This window comes from Flagellimonas marina, assembly GCF_042651185.1.
Lineage (GTDB): Bacteria > Bacteroidota > Bacteroidia > Flavobacteriales > Flavobacteriaceae > Flagellimonas > Flagellimonas marina.
Genome location: NZ_JBHSCL010000004.1, coordinates 1096673 through 1113752 on the forward strand (window position 1 = coordinate 1096673; position 17080 = coordinate 1113752).

General features: G+C 42.6%; 15 protein-coding genes. 5 read left to right on the plus strand and 10 right to left on the minus strand.

Features of this window, described 5'->3' with window-relative positions; translation table 11 throughout:
* Position 1 precedes the first annotated feature (1 nt).
* The gene (gene ggt, locus ACFOWS_RS08485; RefSeq protein ID WP_379763495.1) at positions 2-1684 is read right to left on the minus strand and encodes a gamma-glutamyltransferase; all 1683 of its coding nucleotides are present in this window, start codon (positions 1682-1684) and stop codon (positions 2-4) included.
* Positions 1672-2265 carry an acyl carrier protein phosphodiesterase gene (locus tag ACFOWS_RS08490; RefSeq protein ID WP_379763496.1) on the minus strand — a complete coding sequence of 198 codons (594 nt, stop codon included), beginning with the start codon at positions 2263-2265 and terminating at the stop codon, positions 1672-1674. Before ACFOWS_RS08490 ends, ggt begins: the two co-directional genes overlap by 13 nt.
* A gap of 91 nt (positions 2266-2356) precedes the next feature.
* On the opposite strand from ACFOWS_RS08490, the gene glmM reads away from it, so the two are divergent.
* Positions 2357-3748, plus strand: a complete 1392-nt coding sequence (gene glmM / locus ACFOWS_RS08495; protein WP_379763497.1) for a phosphoglucosamine mutase — start codon at positions 2357-2359, stop codon at positions 3746-3748.
* On the opposite strand, the gene ACFOWS_RS08500 is transcribed toward glmM, so the two are convergent.
* The 3 genes from ACFOWS_RS08500 to ACFOWS_RS08510 form a co-directional block, all read right to left on the minus strand.
* Complete coding sequence (locus ACFOWS_RS08500) at positions 3745-4284, minus strand: DUF4440 domain-containing protein (protein ID WP_379763499.1); 540 nt, start codon at positions 4282-4284, stop codon at positions 3745-3747. The genes glmM and ACFOWS_RS08500 overlap by 4 nt on opposite strands.
* A 113-nt stretch (positions 4285-4397) precedes the next feature.
* Positions 4398-5390 (minus strand): sterol desaturase family protein, encoded by a 993-nt coding sequence (locus ACFOWS_RS08505; protein WP_379763501.1) that lies wholly within the window; start codon positions 5388-5390, stop codon positions 4398-4400.
* A gap of 117 nt (positions 5391-5507) precedes the next feature.
* Entirely contained in the window at positions 5508-6404 is an 897-nt protein-coding gene (locus tag ACFOWS_RS08510; RefSeq protein ID WP_379763503.1) for a lysophospholipid acyltransferase family protein, read from the minus strand.
* 53 nt (positions 6405-6457) lie between these two features.
* On the opposite strand from ACFOWS_RS08510, the gene ACFOWS_RS08515 reads away from it, so the two are divergent.
* Positions 6458-7108 carry a rhomboid family intramembrane serine protease gene (locus tag ACFOWS_RS08515; protein ID WP_366589305.1) on the plus strand — a complete coding sequence of 217 codons (651 nt, stop codon included), beginning with the start codon at positions 6458-6460 and terminating at the stop codon, positions 7106-7108.
* Between the two features lie 58 nt (positions 7109-7166).
* Here the strand turns inward: ACFOWS_RS08515 and ACFOWS_RS08520 are convergent, their stop codons facing one another.
* On the minus strand, positions 7167-8282 hold the full coding sequence (locus ACFOWS_RS08520) for a TlpA disulfide reductase family protein (RefSeq protein WP_366589303.1): 1116 nt from the start codon (positions 8280-8282) through the stop codon (positions 7167-7169).
* 98 nt (positions 8283-8380) lie between these two features.
* On the minus strand, positions 8381-8878 hold the full coding sequence (locus tag ACFOWS_RS08525) for a hypothetical protein (RefSeq protein ID WP_366589301.1): 498 nt from the start codon (positions 8876-8878) through the stop codon (positions 8381-8383).
* 90 nt (positions 8879-8968) lie between these two features.
* Here ACFOWS_RS08525 and ACFOWS_RS08530 point away from each other — a divergent pair, with 90 nt between their 5' ends.
* Positions 8969-11884 (plus strand): FAD-binding and (Fe-S)-binding domain-containing protein, encoded by a 2916-nt coding sequence (locus ACFOWS_RS08530; RefSeq protein WP_379763505.1) that lies wholly within the window; start codon positions 8969-8971, stop codon positions 11882-11884.
* Here the strand turns inward: ACFOWS_RS08530 and ACFOWS_RS08535 are convergent.
* Positions 11855-12793 (minus strand): UDP-2,3-diacylglucosamine diphosphatase, encoded by a 939-nt coding sequence (locus ACFOWS_RS08535; RefSeq protein WP_379763507.1) that lies wholly within the window; start codon positions 12791-12793, stop codon positions 11855-11857. The genes ACFOWS_RS08530 and ACFOWS_RS08535 overlap by 30 nt on opposite strands.
* Positions 12794-12988: 195 nt before the next feature.
* Here ACFOWS_RS08535 and aroC point away from each other — a divergent pair, with 195 nt between their 5' ends.
* On the plus strand, positions 12989-14053 hold the full coding sequence (gene aroC, locus ACFOWS_RS08540) for a chorismate synthase (protein WP_379763509.1): 1065 nt from the start codon (positions 12989-12991) through the stop codon (positions 14051-14053).
* Between the two features lie 54 nt (positions 14054-14107).
* The gene (locus ACFOWS_RS08545; RefSeq protein WP_379763511.1) at positions 14108-15439 is read left to right on the plus strand and encodes a dicarboxylate/amino acid:cation symporter; all 1332 of its coding nucleotides are present in this window, start codon (positions 14108-14110) and stop codon (positions 15437-15439) included.
* Here ACFOWS_RS08545 and ACFOWS_RS08550 read toward each other — a convergent pair.
* Positions 15436-15843 (minus strand): thiol-disulfide oxidoreductase DCC family protein, encoded by a 408-nt coding sequence (locus ACFOWS_RS08550; protein ID WP_379763513.1) that lies wholly within the window; start codon positions 15841-15843, stop codon positions 15436-15438. The genes ACFOWS_RS08545 and ACFOWS_RS08550 overlap by 4 nt on opposite strands.
* A gap of 305 nt (positions 15844-16148) precedes the next feature.
* On the minus strand, positions 16149-17027 hold the full coding sequence (locus ACFOWS_RS08555) for an amidohydrolase family protein (protein WP_379763515.1): 879 nt from the start codon (positions 17025-17027) through the stop codon (positions 16149-16151).
* Positions 17028-17080 lie beyond the last annotated feature (53 nt).

The following is a 17080-nucleotide window of genomic DNA, read 5'->3' on the forward strand; positions in this document are numbered from 1 at the left end:
TTTAAAAACCAACTGCCGTATCGTCGCCGCGTTTGTCAGCGCCACCTTCCAATTTGCCATTGGGCAGTACGCGAATGGCATCTACTTTTCCGATAACCGGGGTACGGCCTTCCAAGATTTTGTAGCCTTTGGATTCTAGTTCGGTCTTTAAAGTATTGGAAAAACCTTCTTCTTCAAACATAACTACATCAGGTAGCCATTGGTGATGGAAACGAGGAGCATTCACGGCCTCCTGCATGCTCAGGTTGAATTCATATACATTGAGAATGGTCTGAGCCACCGCTGTGATGATGGTTGAGCCCCCGGGGGTGCCCACGACCATATACAACTCCCCATCTTTTTCCACAATAGTAGGCGTCATACTGCTCAACATTCGTTTTTCCGGCGCGATGCTGTTGGCTTCGGCCCCTACCAGTCCAAACATATTGGGAACTCCGGGTTTGGCGCTGAAATCATCCATTTCATTATTCAAAAAGAAGCCCAGTTCTGCAGCATAAAGTTTTGAGCCATACCCACCGTTTAGGGTGGTAGTGGCCGAAACGGCATTACCCTCACTATCCACAATGGAGTAGTGGGTGGTTTCAGCACTTTCAACAATCTCCACCTCACCATAACTCACTTCAGATGAAGGTGTAGCTTTATCAAAGGAAAAGTCGGCCATTCTTGTTTGCAGATAGGTGTCATCCAAAAGCCTGTCCAACGGAATGTCCACAAAATCAGGGTCACCCAAAAAATAATTTCTGTCGGCATAAGCGCGTCGCGAAGCTTCAGTAAACAATTGTATGGTCTTGGCAGAGTTATGGCCAAAATCGGATAGGTGATACGGTTCCATCATCTTAAAAATCTGATTGATGGTGACCCCACCGCTACTGGGTGGACTCATGGAAATAATCTTGATATCCTTATAATCAAAAACAATAGGGTCTCTCCATTTGGCTTCATACTTGGCCAAATCCTCTTCGGTGATAAAACCGCCGCTTTCTTGAATAAAAGCGGCTAGTTTTTGGGCAACTTCACCCTTATAAAAACCATCTCTTCCATTATCAAGGATTTTTTGCAGGGTACTGGCCAGTTCGGGATATTTTATGGTATCCCCTTCTTTAAAATAGGCAGCAAACTTGGTACTGTCTCCGTTTACTTCTATAAAGGCCTCTTTATAACTTTTTAATCTTTCTGCTTGTTTCTGAGTGACTACAACCCCCTTCTTGGCCAAATTGATTACCGGCTGTAAAATTTCCGATAGGGGAAGAGACCCGAATTTTTTGTGCACCTCCATTACCCCGGCTACCGTGCCTGGTACACCCACTGCTGTAGCACCCAAGGTGCTCATGTCAGGAATTACATTCCCAAGGGAATCCAGATACATATCCTTATGGGCACCAAGTGGGGCTTTTTCCCGGTAGTCCAATCCACCAAGGTCCCCATTCTTCTTTCTATAGACCATAAAACCTCCTCCGCCAAGATTTCCAGCATAGGGATAAGCCACCGCCAAGGCGAGTTCGGTGGCAACCATAGCATCAAAAGCGTTCCCTCCTTTTTCCATGATGGCAACCCCAATTTGGGAAGCTTCCTCACGTGCGGAGACCACCATGGCCTTTTCAGTGACCAGTCCGGTTGGGCTAGCTGGTTGTTGTTTACAATGAATGAATAGGATGAGGGGCAGAAAGAGGATCAGTCTTCGCATAGGGAAATAAATTTTTGCCGGGAAAAGGTAATCAATTCTTTAAAAAAAGCGGTGAATTCATTTTCGAAATCAGAATAGTGTTCTTCAAGGTCCATGATGGCAAAATTCATCCTGGATTTGTTCTTCGTCCTTCGGTTCATACCATTGAGAACTCGATCTATCCCGTTAAGATTGGCATAGTTCAACAACCAATTGTCCGCAATCATGTAGGGCATCAGTCGTTTGGTACCCAGTGGAAGTATCTCATAATTGTTTTCCAATAAGTCGTAAAAATTTTCCACATAATTCTCAAGCGGTACCTGAGAATATTCACTCCAGTTTTTGGCTAAAAAATGGTCGTAGAAAATATCCACAATTACCCTACTGTAATGGCTGTAGTTTTTATGGAGCCGTTTGCTGCTTTTTTTGGCAATGGGATGAGAATCGGTGAAGGTATCTATCTCACGATGCAGGAGAATTCCTTTTTGTATTTTATCCGGGAAGTGCTTGTACTTATTCCCCCGAATATGGTCGGCAAAAAAATTCCCCAAAGTGATTTCTTCGTCATCAAAGGACAAATAAATATGTGCCAAGAAGTTCATCGGGGCTTTTTCTTTTCTGTCGAAATTTACAAATTCAAAACATGGATTACCGAATGCCCCGCTATATTTGCAAAAACTTTTTTAACAATTTATGACACTGATCAAATCAATTTCGGGAATACGAGGCACCATAGGTGGCAAAACAAATAACAACCTTACTCCATTGGATGCTGTTAAGTTTGCAGCATCATATGGTACTTGGTTAAAAGCGTACGCCAACAAAGATAAGCTCACCGTGGTTATTGGAAGGGATGCCCGACTCTCGGGTGAAATGATTCAAAATCTGGTGGTCTCCACCTTGGTGGGGCTTGGAATTGATGTGATTGATTTGGGTTTGTCTACCACACCAACCGTTGAAATTGCTGTACCACTTGAAAAGGCAGATGGGGGGATTATTCTTACTGCAAGTCATAATCCCAAGCAGTGGAATGCGCTTAAACTGTTGAATGAGAAGGGAGAATTTTTGGATGCTGAGCAAGGTGCCAAAATTTTGGCCTTGGCAGAAAAAGAGGATTTTGATTTTGCTGAAGTGGATGATTTGGGCGAAATCACCAAAAACGATTCGTATATGGACATTCACGTGGATGAAGTATTGGCACTACCGTTGGTAGATGCAGAGGTCATAAAAAAAGTTGGTTTTAAAGTGGTCGTGGACGGCGTAAATTCTTCAGGAGGCATTGCCATTCCCAAGTTATTGGAAGAATTGGGCGTGGAAGTGGTGAAGCTGTATTGTGACCCTACGGGTCATTTTCCCCATAATCCAGAGCCTTTAAAGGAGCATTTAGGGGATATTTGCAAGAAAGTTGTGGAAGAAAAGGCCGATTTTGGTATTGTGGTTGACCCCGATGTGGACCGTTTGGCATTCATCAGCAATGATGGGGAAATGTTTGGCGAAGAATATACACTGGTAGCTTGCGCTGATTATGTTTTGGGCAAGACCAAAGGAAATACGGTCTCTAATTTGTCATCTTCAAGGGCTTTACGGGATGTTACTGAAAAACATGGGGGAACCTATGAGGCCGCTGCTGTGGGCGAAGTGAATGTGGTAGCTAAAATGAAAGCCAACAAAGCCATTATCGGCGGAGAAGGAAATGGAGGCATCATTTATCCTGAAAGTCATTATGGACGGGATGCCTTGGTGGGAACGGCTCTTTTTTTAATGTTGATGGCAGAGCGGGGCGGAACCGTGGCCGAACTCAGGGCCAGCTACCCAAGCTATTTTATGAGCAAAAAGAAGATTGAACTCACCCCAGAATTGGATGTGGATGCCCTATTGGAAGCCATGCACAACAAGTATAAAGACGAAGAAGTATCCACCATTGATGGGGTAAAGATTGATTTCCCTGAAAACTGGGTGCATTTACGCAAGTCCAATACCGAGCCCATTATCCGAATTTACACCGAAGCCAAAACACAGGACTCGGCGAACAATCTTGCAGACCGAATTATTGATGAAATAAAGGAGGTGGCGGGGTTGAGCTAGGATTTTCCTAATTCATAAACGATTTCTTGCGCGTTAAAATCTTCAGGAGAGAGCTGGATGCGTTTGTCCGAATCCAGCCATATTTTCCATGAACCGTTTTCTTTGCGAAGACCTACATTGAATTCGCCATAGCCTCTCACTGTAAAGGCCTCTTCACCACTGCGTTTAGAGCTGAACCGATAATACCCGGTTTGGTGGGCTACATCATAGTTGTCGTTAATGGCCGTGGAAACTACAGCAAAGGCAATATTAACATGGTCACCTCTGGATTTTACACTCTCTACAAAGTTTCCGAAACTCTCTAAATAGGTTTCTCCGGTCTCTACCTGATTTTGATCCAATGTGACTCGAACAATATCCTTGGTGTGGATGGATTTTAATTTTTGGGAGTCGGATTGGTCATAAGCTTCCATAAAGGGAATCCATACATCAGTTTTGATGGCTTCCAAGGTTTCTTGGGGAATGTCTTTTGGAGGTTGTTGTCCATAAGAAAGTGCAAAGCAACCTAAGAGCAAGAGTGTAGCTAACTGTTTCATTTTTTGAAGTTTGAATTGTGCTGAATGTATAAAACATCCTTAGATCAAGCTTCCTTTTTAAGAAAAGTATAAGATTTTGCCTGTTCTTACAGAACCCTTTAGACATTTTGGGGTCAATTGGCTTTGGCGCTTTCCAAATAGGCGCTACGTGCTACTTTCGCTGTTTTATGATTGCCGGTATGGTTCCAGCCCGGGGGCATCAGTAAATACCGAAACTTGTTGCCGATGCCGGGAGCGTTCCAGACATCTTTGGCCAAGGCCACGATTTCACCAAAATATACATCCAGAAAATTTCCGGAATCCATCTCGCGTGTAATGCCGTATTCAATCTGGATATGGTGCTGCTCTTCTTGATAAGTCTTGAAGACCTTGTCCCAAATGTTGAGCAGATTGCAAAAATTGGTATCCATATAGAGTGGATTTTTGGCATGGTGCACCCGATGGTGCGATGGGGTCAGGATAATTTTGTTCAAAAAGCCCAAGCGACCATTTTTCAATATATTTTCTCCAATATGGATGAAGGCACCATACGTGCCGTCAATGAACATGATAAGGAACAACATTTCCGGTTGCACGCCCAAGAGAATGCAAACGGTGGTCCTAATGGTGTCAGCATACGGAGCTTCCAAAAAGAAATGTGCATGGGTCACGGATAAGTTCATGTCCTCGGGGGCATGGTGCGTGGAATGTAAACACCAGAATAATCGAACTTTATGACCCAGATAGTGATAGACAAAATGACCCAGTTCCCAAACAATGTACCCGTAAATGAACCAATACCACGTCATTGTGGTCTGGAACGGGGCGTATTGTTGAAAAAGTCCAATACAAAGGGCGACCATGGCAATGGCAATGAACCGACCCACAAACCGATTGAAGATGTAGATAAGGAAATTTACCTTGTAGACCTTGGCCTGGGGTTTTTTGTAGATGAACCCCAAAATAAGTTCAAGAATGAGCAAGAGAGGTATAATGGGGTAGATTAGGGAAACAATACCGTCGTACGTGGTAAAGGTAGAATAATCCCCAGAGCGGAGAATTTCCAAGGCCTGCGAGATGCCCAGAAAGCCAATGACCTCGTTATAAAGGGTTTCTAAAAATTCCATGTGGGTTTGTTTAGTTGGTACAGAAAATAGAAAACTTGGAAAAAAAGTCTATAAAATTTCGACCAACACCCATTTAAGGCACATTTACGTTAAAGAAAGTGGCTGTTTTATATAACCTTAAAAATTTTGTAGGGCTTTGGGAGCTTTATCTTTGTGTTTCCAACGTTTGTGTGTCCAGAAATAATATTCAGGTGCCTCAAGAATAGCTTTCTCTGTTTCGTTCATAAACGCTTCTGAAATCTCATAATCCGGTATTTCGTTAGGATTTTCAGTCAAAACTTTAAAGGTGGCTTCATAGTATCCGCGCCCTGTTTTTTTAACCTTCAGGTATACCGGAACCATACCGGTGCTTTTACAGATTTCCTCCGCACCAACATGTATGGGGACCAAAATGCCCATGAATTTGGCCCAATGTCTTGCTCTGTTCAACATAGGGGATTGGTCGCTAATAATCCCGACCGTAATCAATTCGGATGCTTTTTTTGAATCGGCTATAATTTTTCGACTCTCAGAGGTCTTTATCAATGTAGTGCCATATTTGCTCCGTATATCTCGGACCAACTTATCAAAATATTTATTTTGGATGGGTTGATATATGGCATAAGCTTTTGAGCTTATTAGCGTATTTAATGAGAAAACCCATTCCCAACTGGCATAATGGGGCATCATTATCATAACACTTTTACCACTATTTTCAAGTTTTTGAAAAACCTCAACATTGGTGAAAACATACCTTTTTTTTATTTGTTCAGTGGTGATTCCCAAGGTCTTTATCATCTCCAAAAACATATCACAGAAATGTTTGTAGAATTCCTTTTCTATCAATAAACGCTCTTCTTCCGATTTTTCGGGAAACACAAGGGCCAAGTTGTTGCGCACCACTTTTTTACGGTATCCTATGGCATTGTAGAGGAGGGCATAGACTCCATCAGAAATGACATAAAGGATTTTAAAAGGCAACCTGGAAATCAACCAGAGTAAAGGATAAGAAAGGATATAAACTACTAGCTGCATTGGTAATTCTTGTGTGCAAATATAGCTATATTTGAATCCAAACCTGAGTTACCATGTTCAATTTACATATAGCAACCATTGGCATTATTGCAGCCAATGTAATTGTGTCCTTGCGCGGCTTTAGCGACTCCATTTTTTTTGACCGATATAAATTCAGTATTGGTGCCATACGTGCCGGACAACGGGAAAGAACCGTTACATCGGGCTTTTTGCATGTTGATATTTCCCATTTGTTCTTCAACATGTTTACCCTGTATTTTTTTGCCAATGTGGTCATTAATTGGTTTGGACCCGGAAAGTTTTTGATCATTTACTTCATCAGCCTGCTTGCCGGAAGCCTCTTGGCCATGTTTTTCCATAAGGATGAACCCTACTACAGTGCCGTTGGGGCCAGTGGTGCCGTCACGGGTATTTTATATGCTGCAATTCTGTTGAATCCTGATATGCAACTTGGGATAATGTTCATTCCCATTCCATTGCCCGCTTACGTTCTGGGAATTGCTTATTTGCTCTATTCCATTTACGGAATGAAAAGCAGACTGGGCAACATTGGCCATACAGCCCACTTTGGCGGTGCCATTGGGGGTTATGCCACTACGTTGTTGTTCAGGCCAGAATTGTTTGTAACGGATACTTTTATAGTTGTTCTTTTGGCTGTTCCTATTCTGATTCTCTTTGTTTTGGAGAAGATGGGTAAAATTTAAACCATAAAAAAAGGTTCAAGTAAAACCTGAACCTTCTCTATTTTGAAAGTATCTTGTCTTAATTGAGAAGTTCTGCCACTTTTTCTTCCAAAGCAGCTCCGCGCAAGTTCCTGGCCACGATGACTCCATTTTCATCCAATAAAAAAGCAGCAGGTATGGCATCAACATTATACATTTCTGCTATGGGGTCTTGAAAACGCTTTAGGTTGGATATATGGTTCCATGCCAATCCATCGGCTTCAATGGCGCTTTTCCAATCTTCGGCACGGGTATCTAAAGAAACGCCAAGCACGTTGAATCCTTTGTCTTTGTACTTATTGTAAACGGATACAATATTGGGGTTTTCCATACGGCACGGTCTGCACCATGCAGCCCAAAAGTCCACTAAAGTAAGTTTGCCTTTACTGGTGACCTCGCTAAGGGCCAAGGGTTCACCGCTTGGCGTAGGAGCAGAAAAATCTGGGGCCACGGCACCAATTTCTGTGGATTTCATACTGTCCAAACGTTCTTTTAGCTCCATGGCAGGCTTGGTGGCCTTCATTTCTGGGGATAGTCCTTCGAACAGTGCTTTGATTTCATCCGCAGGAAGTGCCTTGCTCATCATTAGATTTCCAATGATCAACACTGAAATCATAGCATCTGGATGGTTCTTGGCAAAGTCTACGTTGAAGTTTTTTGCCTCTTCTTGGAATTCAATAAATTCTTCCCGAAGTGCATTGACTGTTGCGGTATCGCGCTGTTGCGCAGCAGTTCTCATATCATTTTGCATGGACATGGCCCTATCGGAAAGGATTCTGGATTCATCCAAAAAGTCCATAAAAAGCTCATTCTGTGGAGTACCCTTAAGCTTTGCATAGTTCATACTATCCTTTTGGAACTGGATGTCGATTTCTCCGTTTTCCAGAAAGAAAGGAACGTTGCCTCTGTTGGCTTCTAAAAATATGTAGTGTAGTTTGGGTTCAGTTTGGGTGCCCTTAAAACTGAAGACACCGTTTTCAACCGTGGTCGTGTCTATATCAACCAATTGATTGATGGAATCCGTAGTTTTTAGGTATACTGGCGTGCCATTTTCCAATTCGCCGTCAACCTTGCCATTTAGCGTATATCCATCGGATTTTGAACCACATGATGCCAAGAACACAACTCCCAGCACAATTGCAAATACTTTTTTCATTTCTCGTTGTTTAAGCCGCTAAGGTATTCATAACTTATTGCATAAAAAAACCCTTGACCTTATGAAAGTCAAGGGTGAGTTCAGAATTATGCTATTTGTTAGAATTGATATCGAATTCCCAGGGCGATATCGAAGTCAAAATCATTGTCGAATCCATCATAGCCCACTAGTCCGATTTCAGGTCTAAAATCCAATGAAATGAGCAGGGGTATGTCAAAATTGTATTCCACACCAATATCACCGGCAGCAAACACAAAAAGACCATCATTGTCGTCGTCAAAATTGGGGTTTGGTTCAAAATCAACACTACCCAATCCACCACCTACACCGTAAAACCAGTTAAAATTTCCATCCAGTTGATGTACCCATTGATAAACACCGGTAAGTTTAAAAGCGTCAAAGTTTCTACTATCACGCCAGCCCAGGTCGAACTCTGCCCGATTATATCTACCTATGGATTTCTGATAAGATATTTCGGCCCCAAAACCGTCGCTGTCACCCAAACGGAGACCTAGGGCGTGCTCGGAAATTTCCTGTGCACTAACGGAAGCTGTTGCAAACAAAAAAAGCGCAGCAAATAATGTGGTAATCTTCATAAGTTTACTCGTTAAGTTAAAAATTAGAGATAGTTTTGTAACTACATTTACGTTTGTTAAACCATTTTGGTTCCCAAAAAGTATTCCAAATTGAATAAAAATTTGTTAAAAGCCCTTTCTGAAGAACTACAGGGGGAGTTGATGGTGGATGACCTCAGCAGAGCATTATATTCCACCGATGCTTCGGTGTACAGAAAGCGACCTCTTGCAGTGGCTTACCCTAAAAATACACTGGACCTCAAAAAACTGATTCAGTTCGCCAATGCCCATACGGTTGGGCTAATACCCAGAACCGCTGGAACCTCATTGGCAGGGCAGTGTGTAGGTGATGGTATTGTGGTGGATGTTTCCAGGCATTTCACTCAAATATTGGAACTGGACAAAGAAAAAAAGCAGATAAAAGTTCAGCCAGGAGTTGTCCGTGACGAACTCAATCAATATTTAAAACCATTCGGTCTATTTTTTGGACCGAATACCTCAACTTCCAATCGATGCATGATAGGAGGGATGGTGGGCAACAACTCTTCGGGTACCACTTCCATTCAGTATGGGGTAACCCGGGATAAGGTCATAGCAATGCACTGTGTGCTTTCGGATGGAAGTGAAGCAATAATCTCGGACATTTCCAAAGCAACTTTTGATGCCAAAAAGCAGGAAGACACTTTGGAAGGTAAGATTTACGCATCCTTGGAACAAGAACTTTCCAATGGAGAGAACAGAAAAAATATTCTGGCCGAGTTCCCAAAACCCAGCATACACCGAAGAAATACAGGCTATGCGGTGGATGAACTTTTGAAAAATAATCTCTTCGGAAGTGAGAAAGAGGACTTCAACCTCTGCAAATTGTTGGCCGGAAGCGAAGGAACCCTTGCATTTACCACCGAAATCACCCTTCAATTGGATGATTTACCACCACCATTGTCCGCCATGGTGGCCACGCACTACAAAACCTTGGAAGATTGTTTGAGCGATGTGGCGCCAGTGATGCAGCATAACCTGCATACCTGTGAGATGATGGACAAGGTGATTCTGGACTGTACTAAAAACAACAGGGCACAGTTGGCCAATCGTTTTTTTGTGGATGGTGATCCCGCCGGAATCTTAATGTTGGAATTAAAAGCTTATTCCGAAGAAGACCTTGAATCGCAACTAAAGGAATTGCTACAAACTATTGAAAAATCAGGTTTGAGCTATGCAAATCCCATTTTAATGGGTGATGACATCAATAAAGCCATTGAATTGCGTAAGGCAGGTCTTGGTTTGCTTGGGAACATGGTGGGTGACCGAAAGGCGGTGGCCTGTATTGAGGATACGGCGGTTGCTTTGGAGGATTTGAAGGATTTCATCATGGAGTTCTCCCAAATTATGAAGGGGTATGACCAGCAAGCGGTATATTATGCTCATGCTGGAGCCGGAGAATTGCATTTACGACCTATCCTTAATCTAAAAAAGTCGGAAGATGTGGTGTTGTTCCGTTCCATTACCACCGATGTGGCCAAGCTCACCAAAAAATACAAAGGAAGTTTTAGTGGGGAACACGGAGATGGTATTGTTCGTGCTGAATTTATCCCGTTGATGATTGGCGATGCCAATTACGAGCTGTTGAAACGGGTTAAAAAGATGTTCGACCCGAACAATATTTTTAATCCCGGTAAAATTGTGGATGCTTTCCCGATGGATGAATCGCTTCGATACGAGGTGGACCGACAGGAGCCTGAGGTAAAAACCTTTATGGACTTCTCGGACAGTGAGGGTATTTTGAAAGCGGCTGAAAAATGTAATGGAAGCGGGGATTGCCGAAAAAACCATACCATGTCTGGAGGGATGTGTCCGAGTTACCACGCCACTAAAGATGAGAAGGACACAACTCGGGGACGGGCAAATGCACTTCGGGAATTTTTGACTCAATCTGACAAAACCAATCGGTTCGACCAAAAAGAACTCAAGGAAGTATTCGACCTGTGCTTAAGTTGTAAGGCCTGTGCCAGTGAATGTCCCAGCAATGTTGATGTGGCCACCTTAAAAGCGGAATTCCTCTATCAGTATCAAGAATCCAACGGGTATCCTTTGCGAAGCAAACTGTTTGCCCATAACACCAAAGTGAATGCTTTGGGAAGTAAGATTTCGGGTATCACCAATGCCGTATATGAGTCCAAAATTTTGGGCGGATTCTTGAAAAAGACCGCTGGCGTAGCTTCCGAGCGAAGTTTTCCCAAGGTGTACAACTTCAATTTTGAACGACATTTGGAACAATTCAATCTGAAAAACACGGACCTTTCCAAGAAGAAAGTGGTGCTCTATTTGGACGAGTTCACCAAATATCTTGACATTGAAGTAGGTAAGGATGCCATTGAGCTTTTGTGCAAATTGGGCTATGATGTGGAACTCTTCTATGCCGAAAGCGGACGAACCTATTTATCCAAAGGTTTTTTAAAGCAAGCTAAAAAGTTGGTGTCCAAAAACATGTTGAAACTAGCACCATATCTAGAAAAGAACATTCCCATTGTTGGACTAGAACCTTCGGCCATACTATCGTTTAGGGATGAGTACCAAAGGCTCCATGACGATAGACCTAAATTGACCAAGCTGGCGGTTCAATCTTTGTTGATTGAGGAGTTCTTGGCAAAAGAAATCGCTCAAGGTCATATTACTAATGAGAGTTTTACAGAAGAGGAGCGTACGGTGAAAATTCATAACCACTGCCATCAAAAGGCGTTGAGCGATCAAAAAGTGACCTTTGATGTATTGAATCTTCCTAAAAACTATAAGGTTACAATCATTTCCTCTGGTTGCTGTGGTATGGCAGGTTCATTTGGCTATGAAAAAGAGCATTATGAAACCAGTATGAAGGTGGGGAGTTTAAAATTATTCCCAGCCGTTGAAAAAAGTGAGAAAAACACCTTGATTGCTGCCAATGGAACCAGCTGTAGGCATCAAATTAAGGATGGCACCAACAGGAATGCGGAGCATCCGGTGTCAATCCTGCGTAAAGCCTTGATTATCTAGACCTTTTTTGTTGGGTTCGTTCGTTGGTTCGTCTTCCAAGGGATTTTCAATAAAGAAATCTTCTTGGTTGATTTCCTCCATGTCCACTTCCTTATCGGTGATTGAGGCAATAAGTTCGTTCATGTCCATCTCCTTAAGGTCTTCATCCACAAAGAAGGGGGATAGTCTATCATGGTTGTAATGGTATATTCTCCAGCGCTTGAAGGAGTATTCCAAGGCAGTGAGGTTCTCTACCCAATCTCCTGAATTAAGATAGGTGCAGCTACCATATTTATTTTCGTAATGCTCTTTTTTAGGCTGATGGATGTGCCCACAAATCACGTAATCATAATCATTTTCTATAGCAAGGTCGGCCGCAGTCTTCTCAAAATTATTGATGTATTTTACCGCACCCTTCACACTATTTTTGATACGCTTGGACAAGGAATATTTTTCGCGCCCCAACCTTACCAACCACCAATTCACAAAGCTGTTGATCAAAATCAAAAGGTCATACCCGTACCCACCCAGCTTGGCCAACCATTTTGCATTTTGAATGGAGACATCGAACACATCCCCATGGAAGATCCATGCTTTTTTGCCATCTAGATTGAGCACTAGCTTGTTCATGATTTTAAAGTTTCCCATTGAAGTATCACTGAACTTACGAAGCATTTCGTCATGATTTCCAGTGATATAGTAAACCTCTGTGCCTTTTGAGGCCATTCCAATTACCTTTCTCAAAACCTTTAAATGGGACGGCGGGAAATAACGTTTGCTAAACTGCCAAATGTCGATGATATCGCCATTTAAAATGAGTTTTTTAGGCTGAATACTGTTAAGATAAGCAATGAGTTCATCAGCATGGCAGCCATAGGTTCCAAGGTGGACATCTGAAATAACCGCCAGTTCTATCTTCCTTTTTTTCAAATGAATAGGGTTTGTATGCAAAATAACGGTGTAGGAATAAACTTAAAATCAATTTCAAATCAATAATTCATGAGGATATGGTTAATAAAACATGAAGTCCATAAAACCTATGTTACTTAAAGATTAACTAAAGGAGTTACTTTTGAATTCGGCTGAGAACATCTACCTTTGGGCAACCATTAATTTTTATACCGGATGGCTGGAAATTCTTTTGGAGAACTTTTTAGGTTGACCACCTTTGGTGAATCACATGGAAAAGCCATTGGCGGCGTGTTGGACGGATGCCCCGCTGGGGTGGAATTGGATATCGAAAAAATCCAATTGGAATTAAATCGAAGAAAACCAGGTCAATCCGCAATTGTTACCCAACGCAAAGAACCTGACACGGTTGAAGTCTATTCAGGAATTTTTGAAGGAAAGACCACAGGTACGCCCATCGGCTTTGCCATTCATAATACCAATCAAAAATCCAAAGATTACTCCCACATCAAGGATTCATACAGACCTTCGCATGCAGATTATGTGTACGATAAAAAATACGGTTTTCGCGATTATAGAGGCGGGGGTCGAAGTTCGGCCCGCGAAACTGCAAGTAGGGTAGTGGCCGGCGCCATTGCCAAACAATTTTTGAGCGATATTCAAATCAATGCGTTTGTCTCCCAAGTTGGGGAATTAAAAATGGGAAAATCGTATCAAGAATTGGACTTTTCATTGATTGAATCCAATCCGGTACGTTGTCCGGACCCAGAGATGGCCCAAAAAATGGAGGATTACATCAAATCCATTAAAAAAGAAGGGGATACCATAGGCGGTGTCATTACCTGTGTTGCGCAAAATGTACCCATTGGTTTGGGCGAGCCGGTTTTTGATAAGCTCCATGCTACTTTAGGAGCGGCCATGCTCTCCATCAATGCGGTAAAGGGCTTTGAATACGGGAGCGGCTTTGAGGGCATCAAGATGAAAGGTAGCGAACACAATGATGCCTTTAATCCAGACGGCACTACAAAAACCAATCGAAGTGGAGGAGTGCAAGGGGGTATCAGCAATGGGATGGACATCTATTTCAATGTAGCTTTTAAACCCGTGGCCACGATATTGCAATCCTATGAGACCATCAATAAAGAAGGCGAACCCGTGACCACCCAAGGTAAAGGAAGGCATGATCCCTGTGTGGTGCCCAGAGCGGTGCCTATTGTGGAAGCCATGGCAGCATTGGTCTTGGCGGATTTTACGCTATTGGCCCGAACCAATAAAATTTAGGAGCATTAGGGCGTTTCGCGCCAAAATACTATCTTCCTTTCCTAAAAACTACTCATGCGTAAACTCGAACTGCACTGGCAGATTCTTATTGGGATGCTTCTAGGTATCCTATTCGGATTTGCAATGACCCAAGTAACTTGGGGTATAGATTTTGTATCAGATTGGATCCAACCTTTGGGAACCATTTTTGTAAAACTACTTAAACTGATTGCGATTCCGCTGATTTTGGCGTCGTTGGTCAAGGGGATTTCCGACCTCAAGGATATATCAAAATTCAAGAATATTGGTTTACGTACCATTGGCACGTATATCGTAACAACCGTGGTGGCCATCACCATTGGATTGCTCTTGGTGAATGTCATAAAACCAGGCAATGGGATTTCCGAAGAAACGGTGACAAAACTTACCGATACTTATGCCGGGGATGCGGGAGTTACGTCTAAGTTGGAGGAAGCCAGTCGACAAAAAGAAAGCGGCCCCTTGCAATTTTTGGTTGATATGGTCCCTGACAATGCCTTTTCGGCCATGAGTGATAATGCTCTTATGCTCCAAGTGATTTTCTTTGCCATTATATTGGCGATTTCCATGTTGTTGATTGGGGAGAAGAGTGCAAAACCCCTCAAGGATTTCTTTGACTCCTTGAATGATGTGGTCTTAAAGATGGTGGATTTGATTATGCTCACCGCACCTTATGCTGTTTTTGCCTTGTTGGCCGGGGTTGTGGTTTCCTCCAGTGATCCTGATTTATTATTGGCTCTATTAAAATATGCCGGTGTTGTGGTCTTGGGACTATTTTTAATGATAGTATTCTATTCCATTGTGGTAACGGCATACACCAAAAAGAATCCGTTTTGGTTTTTAAAGGAGATGAGCCCGGCACAGCTATTGGCCTTTTCCACCAGTTCCAGTGCAGCCACCTTACCAGTGACCATGGAACGTGTTGAAGAACATATTGGTGTGGACAAGGAAGTATCCAGTTTTGTATTGCCCGTAGGAGCTACCATCAACATGGATGGAACAAGTTTGTACCAAGGTGTTGCCGCGGTTTTTATTTCGCAGGCGCTTGGGTTTGACCTTACTTTTTCAGGCCAATTGACCATTATTTTAACCGCTCTACTGGCTTCCATTGGTTCCGCGGCCGTTCCAGGAGCAGGGATGGTGATGTTGGTGATTGTACTGGAATCCATTGGTTTCCCTTCGGATAAACTGGCTATCGGTCTAGCCTTGATCTTTGCGGTGGATCGCCCGTTGGATATGTGCCGGACCATTGTAAATGTAACCGGAGATGCCATGGTCTCCATGGTGGTGGCCAAATCTGTTGGTAAATTGGGAGATCCCCATGTGGAAGAGTGGGACGATCATTTAGATCAAGTTAAAGGCAGTTAACCCAAAAACTTGGCCTTCAATTCAGGGGTGGGAATCATACACGACTCTTGTTTGCCAAACCATTTATAACGATTCTTGGCCACAAAGTCGTAAATGGCATTCCGAAATGAAGTGGGAATCCACGTGAAAATGGCGCTCAGTTTCCATAACCCACCCAATTCTTGGGCAATCTCCAAGGCTGCATCCGATTTTGTATAGTAGGCCACACCTGGTTCAATGAGAATGATGGAATCCACTTGGCTCGTATCAATATTGCGTTCTGAAACCAGTTTTTCACCAATTTCACTTTGTAAGGCCGCATAGCGGAACACGTCCTTCTTGTCCCGCTTGATAACAAACTGAACGGACCCGTTGCAAAGATTGCATACGCCGTCGAAAAGAATAATTTTCTTGCCGTTTTCCATGCTACAAAGATACGCAGGTTTAAAATGAAAAACTATAGATAAGCATGTCAGGCGTAGGCAGGAATCACAAGAATCATCACGAATGTTGGAGGGTGTCATTTCGAGTAAGCGAAGCGACGAGAAATCTATTTTTGTTCAGATTTCTCAATCGTCGTTGCACTCCTCATGTCGAAATGACATCGCGGCCGAAACTGTCACTTCGAGTTAGTGCCAACTCGTGTAAAGCATTTATTCAATTTCAACCATTTCTGGGTTAAAAAAATAAGACGCGTGAATCAGGCTTAGGGCCTATAGATTTAATATAATCATTCCTTCAATCGTAAAAACCGTACTGCATTGTCATAAAATATCTTCCTTTTATCTTCTTCATTCAGAAAGTCGTAGCTATTTAATTGGTTTATGCTTTTTTCAATGGCGTGTGGCCACACCATTTGGTCAGATCCAAACATGATCCTATCCATCAAGCCATATTTTTTGGCTTTCCTTAAAAATTGTTCTGCATAATCCATTGGTTGCTTGTCCACCCAAAGTATAACCCCTAAATCCGTGTACAATTGGGCATATTGAAGCATTAGTCGCAATGCATTTTCGTAAAAAACTTCGCCGGCATGCATCATGTAAATTCTCAATTTAGGGAATTTGGCAAGGACATCTTCAATGGTATATGGATCTCCAAATCGTATTCTAAAATTTGGGCAGCACCTGTACGTAATGTTCATGGGGCCTCCGCCCGTATGCACAGCCACGGGGATGTCATACCGTTCGCAAATTTTTAAAAAGGGTTCAAATTCCGGGTCAGACAAGGTGTGCCCATCATAAACAGCTCCTATTTCTCCAAAAACCTTCAATTTTCCGGACTCAATAAGTTCCTTAAAAGCAATGGTGTCATTTGGCGGGGAATTGGTATAATATCCAGGTATCATAATTCCATCATTATCCCATGTATTTGGTCCTCCAATAGTGCTGACTACCGCTTTTTGAATATTATTCTCCTTTAGGGCTTTAAGCAATTCTTCCTTATAGGTTTTGTAGTCCTTTGGGGCCATTGTTCCATCTGGCGCAGGTGCGGTAAAATACGTTTGCTCTGTATAGTCATGTAGGTGCATGTCTATTATGGGCTGATCCCCTACTTGCGCATGACTTAAAAACGAGGTGACAAGCAGGGCGAATACTATTTTTTTCATTTTTCTGGGTTATAGGGTTAGTGTGTTATGAAATATAGTTGCCTCCTAATTTC

Coding starts and splice junctions, on each gene's coding strand:
- ACFOWS_RS08555 (WP_379763515.1), bottom strand. CDS start 17,027: ATGAAAAAAATAGTATTCGCCCTGCTTGTCACCTCGTTTTTAAGTCAT.
- ACFOWS_RS08500 (WP_379763499.1), bottom strand. CDS start 4,284: ATGAAACAGTTAGCTACACTCTTGCTCTTAGGTTGCTTTGCACTTTCT.
- ACFOWS_RS08520 (WP_366589303.1), bottom strand. CDS start 8,282: ATGAAAAAAGTATTTGCAATTGTGCTGGGAGTTGTGTTCTTGGCATCA.
- ACFOWS_RS08505 (WP_379763501.1), bottom strand. CDS start 5,390: ATGGAATTTTTAGAAACCCTTTATAACGAGGTCATTGGCTTTCTGGGC.
- aroC (WP_379763509.1), top strand. CDS start 12,989: ATGGCTGGAAATTCTTTTGGAGAACTTTTTAGGTTGACCACCTTTGGT.
- ACFOWS_RS08550 (WP_379763513.1), bottom strand. CDS start 15,843: ATGGAAAACGGCAAGAAAATTATTCTTTTCGACGGCGTATGCAATCTT.
- ACFOWS_RS08510 (WP_379763503.1), bottom strand. CDS start 6,404: ATGCAGCTAGTAGTTTATATCCTTTCTTATCCTTTACTCTGGTTGATT.
- glmM (WP_379763497.1), top strand. CDS start 2,357: ATGACACTGATCAAATCAATTTCGGGAATACGAGGCACCATAGGTGGC.
- ACFOWS_RS08545 (WP_379763511.1), top strand. CDS start 14,108: ATGCGTAAACTCGAACTGCACTGGCAGATTCTTATTGGGATGCTTCTA.
- ggt (WP_379763495.1), bottom strand. CDS start 1,684: ATGCGAAGACTGATCCTCTTTCTGCCCCTCATCCTATTCATTCATTGT.
- ACFOWS_RS08515 (WP_366589305.1), top strand. CDS start 6,458: ATGTTCAATTTACATATAGCAACCATTGGCATTATTGCAGCCAATGTA.
- ACFOWS_RS08525 (WP_366589301.1), bottom strand. CDS start 8,878: ATGAAGATTACCACATTATTTGCTGCGCTTTTTTTGTTTGCAACAGCT.
- ACFOWS_RS08490 (WP_379763496.1), bottom strand. CDS start 2,265: ATGAACTTCTTGGCACATATTTATTTGTCCTTTGATGACGAAGAAATC.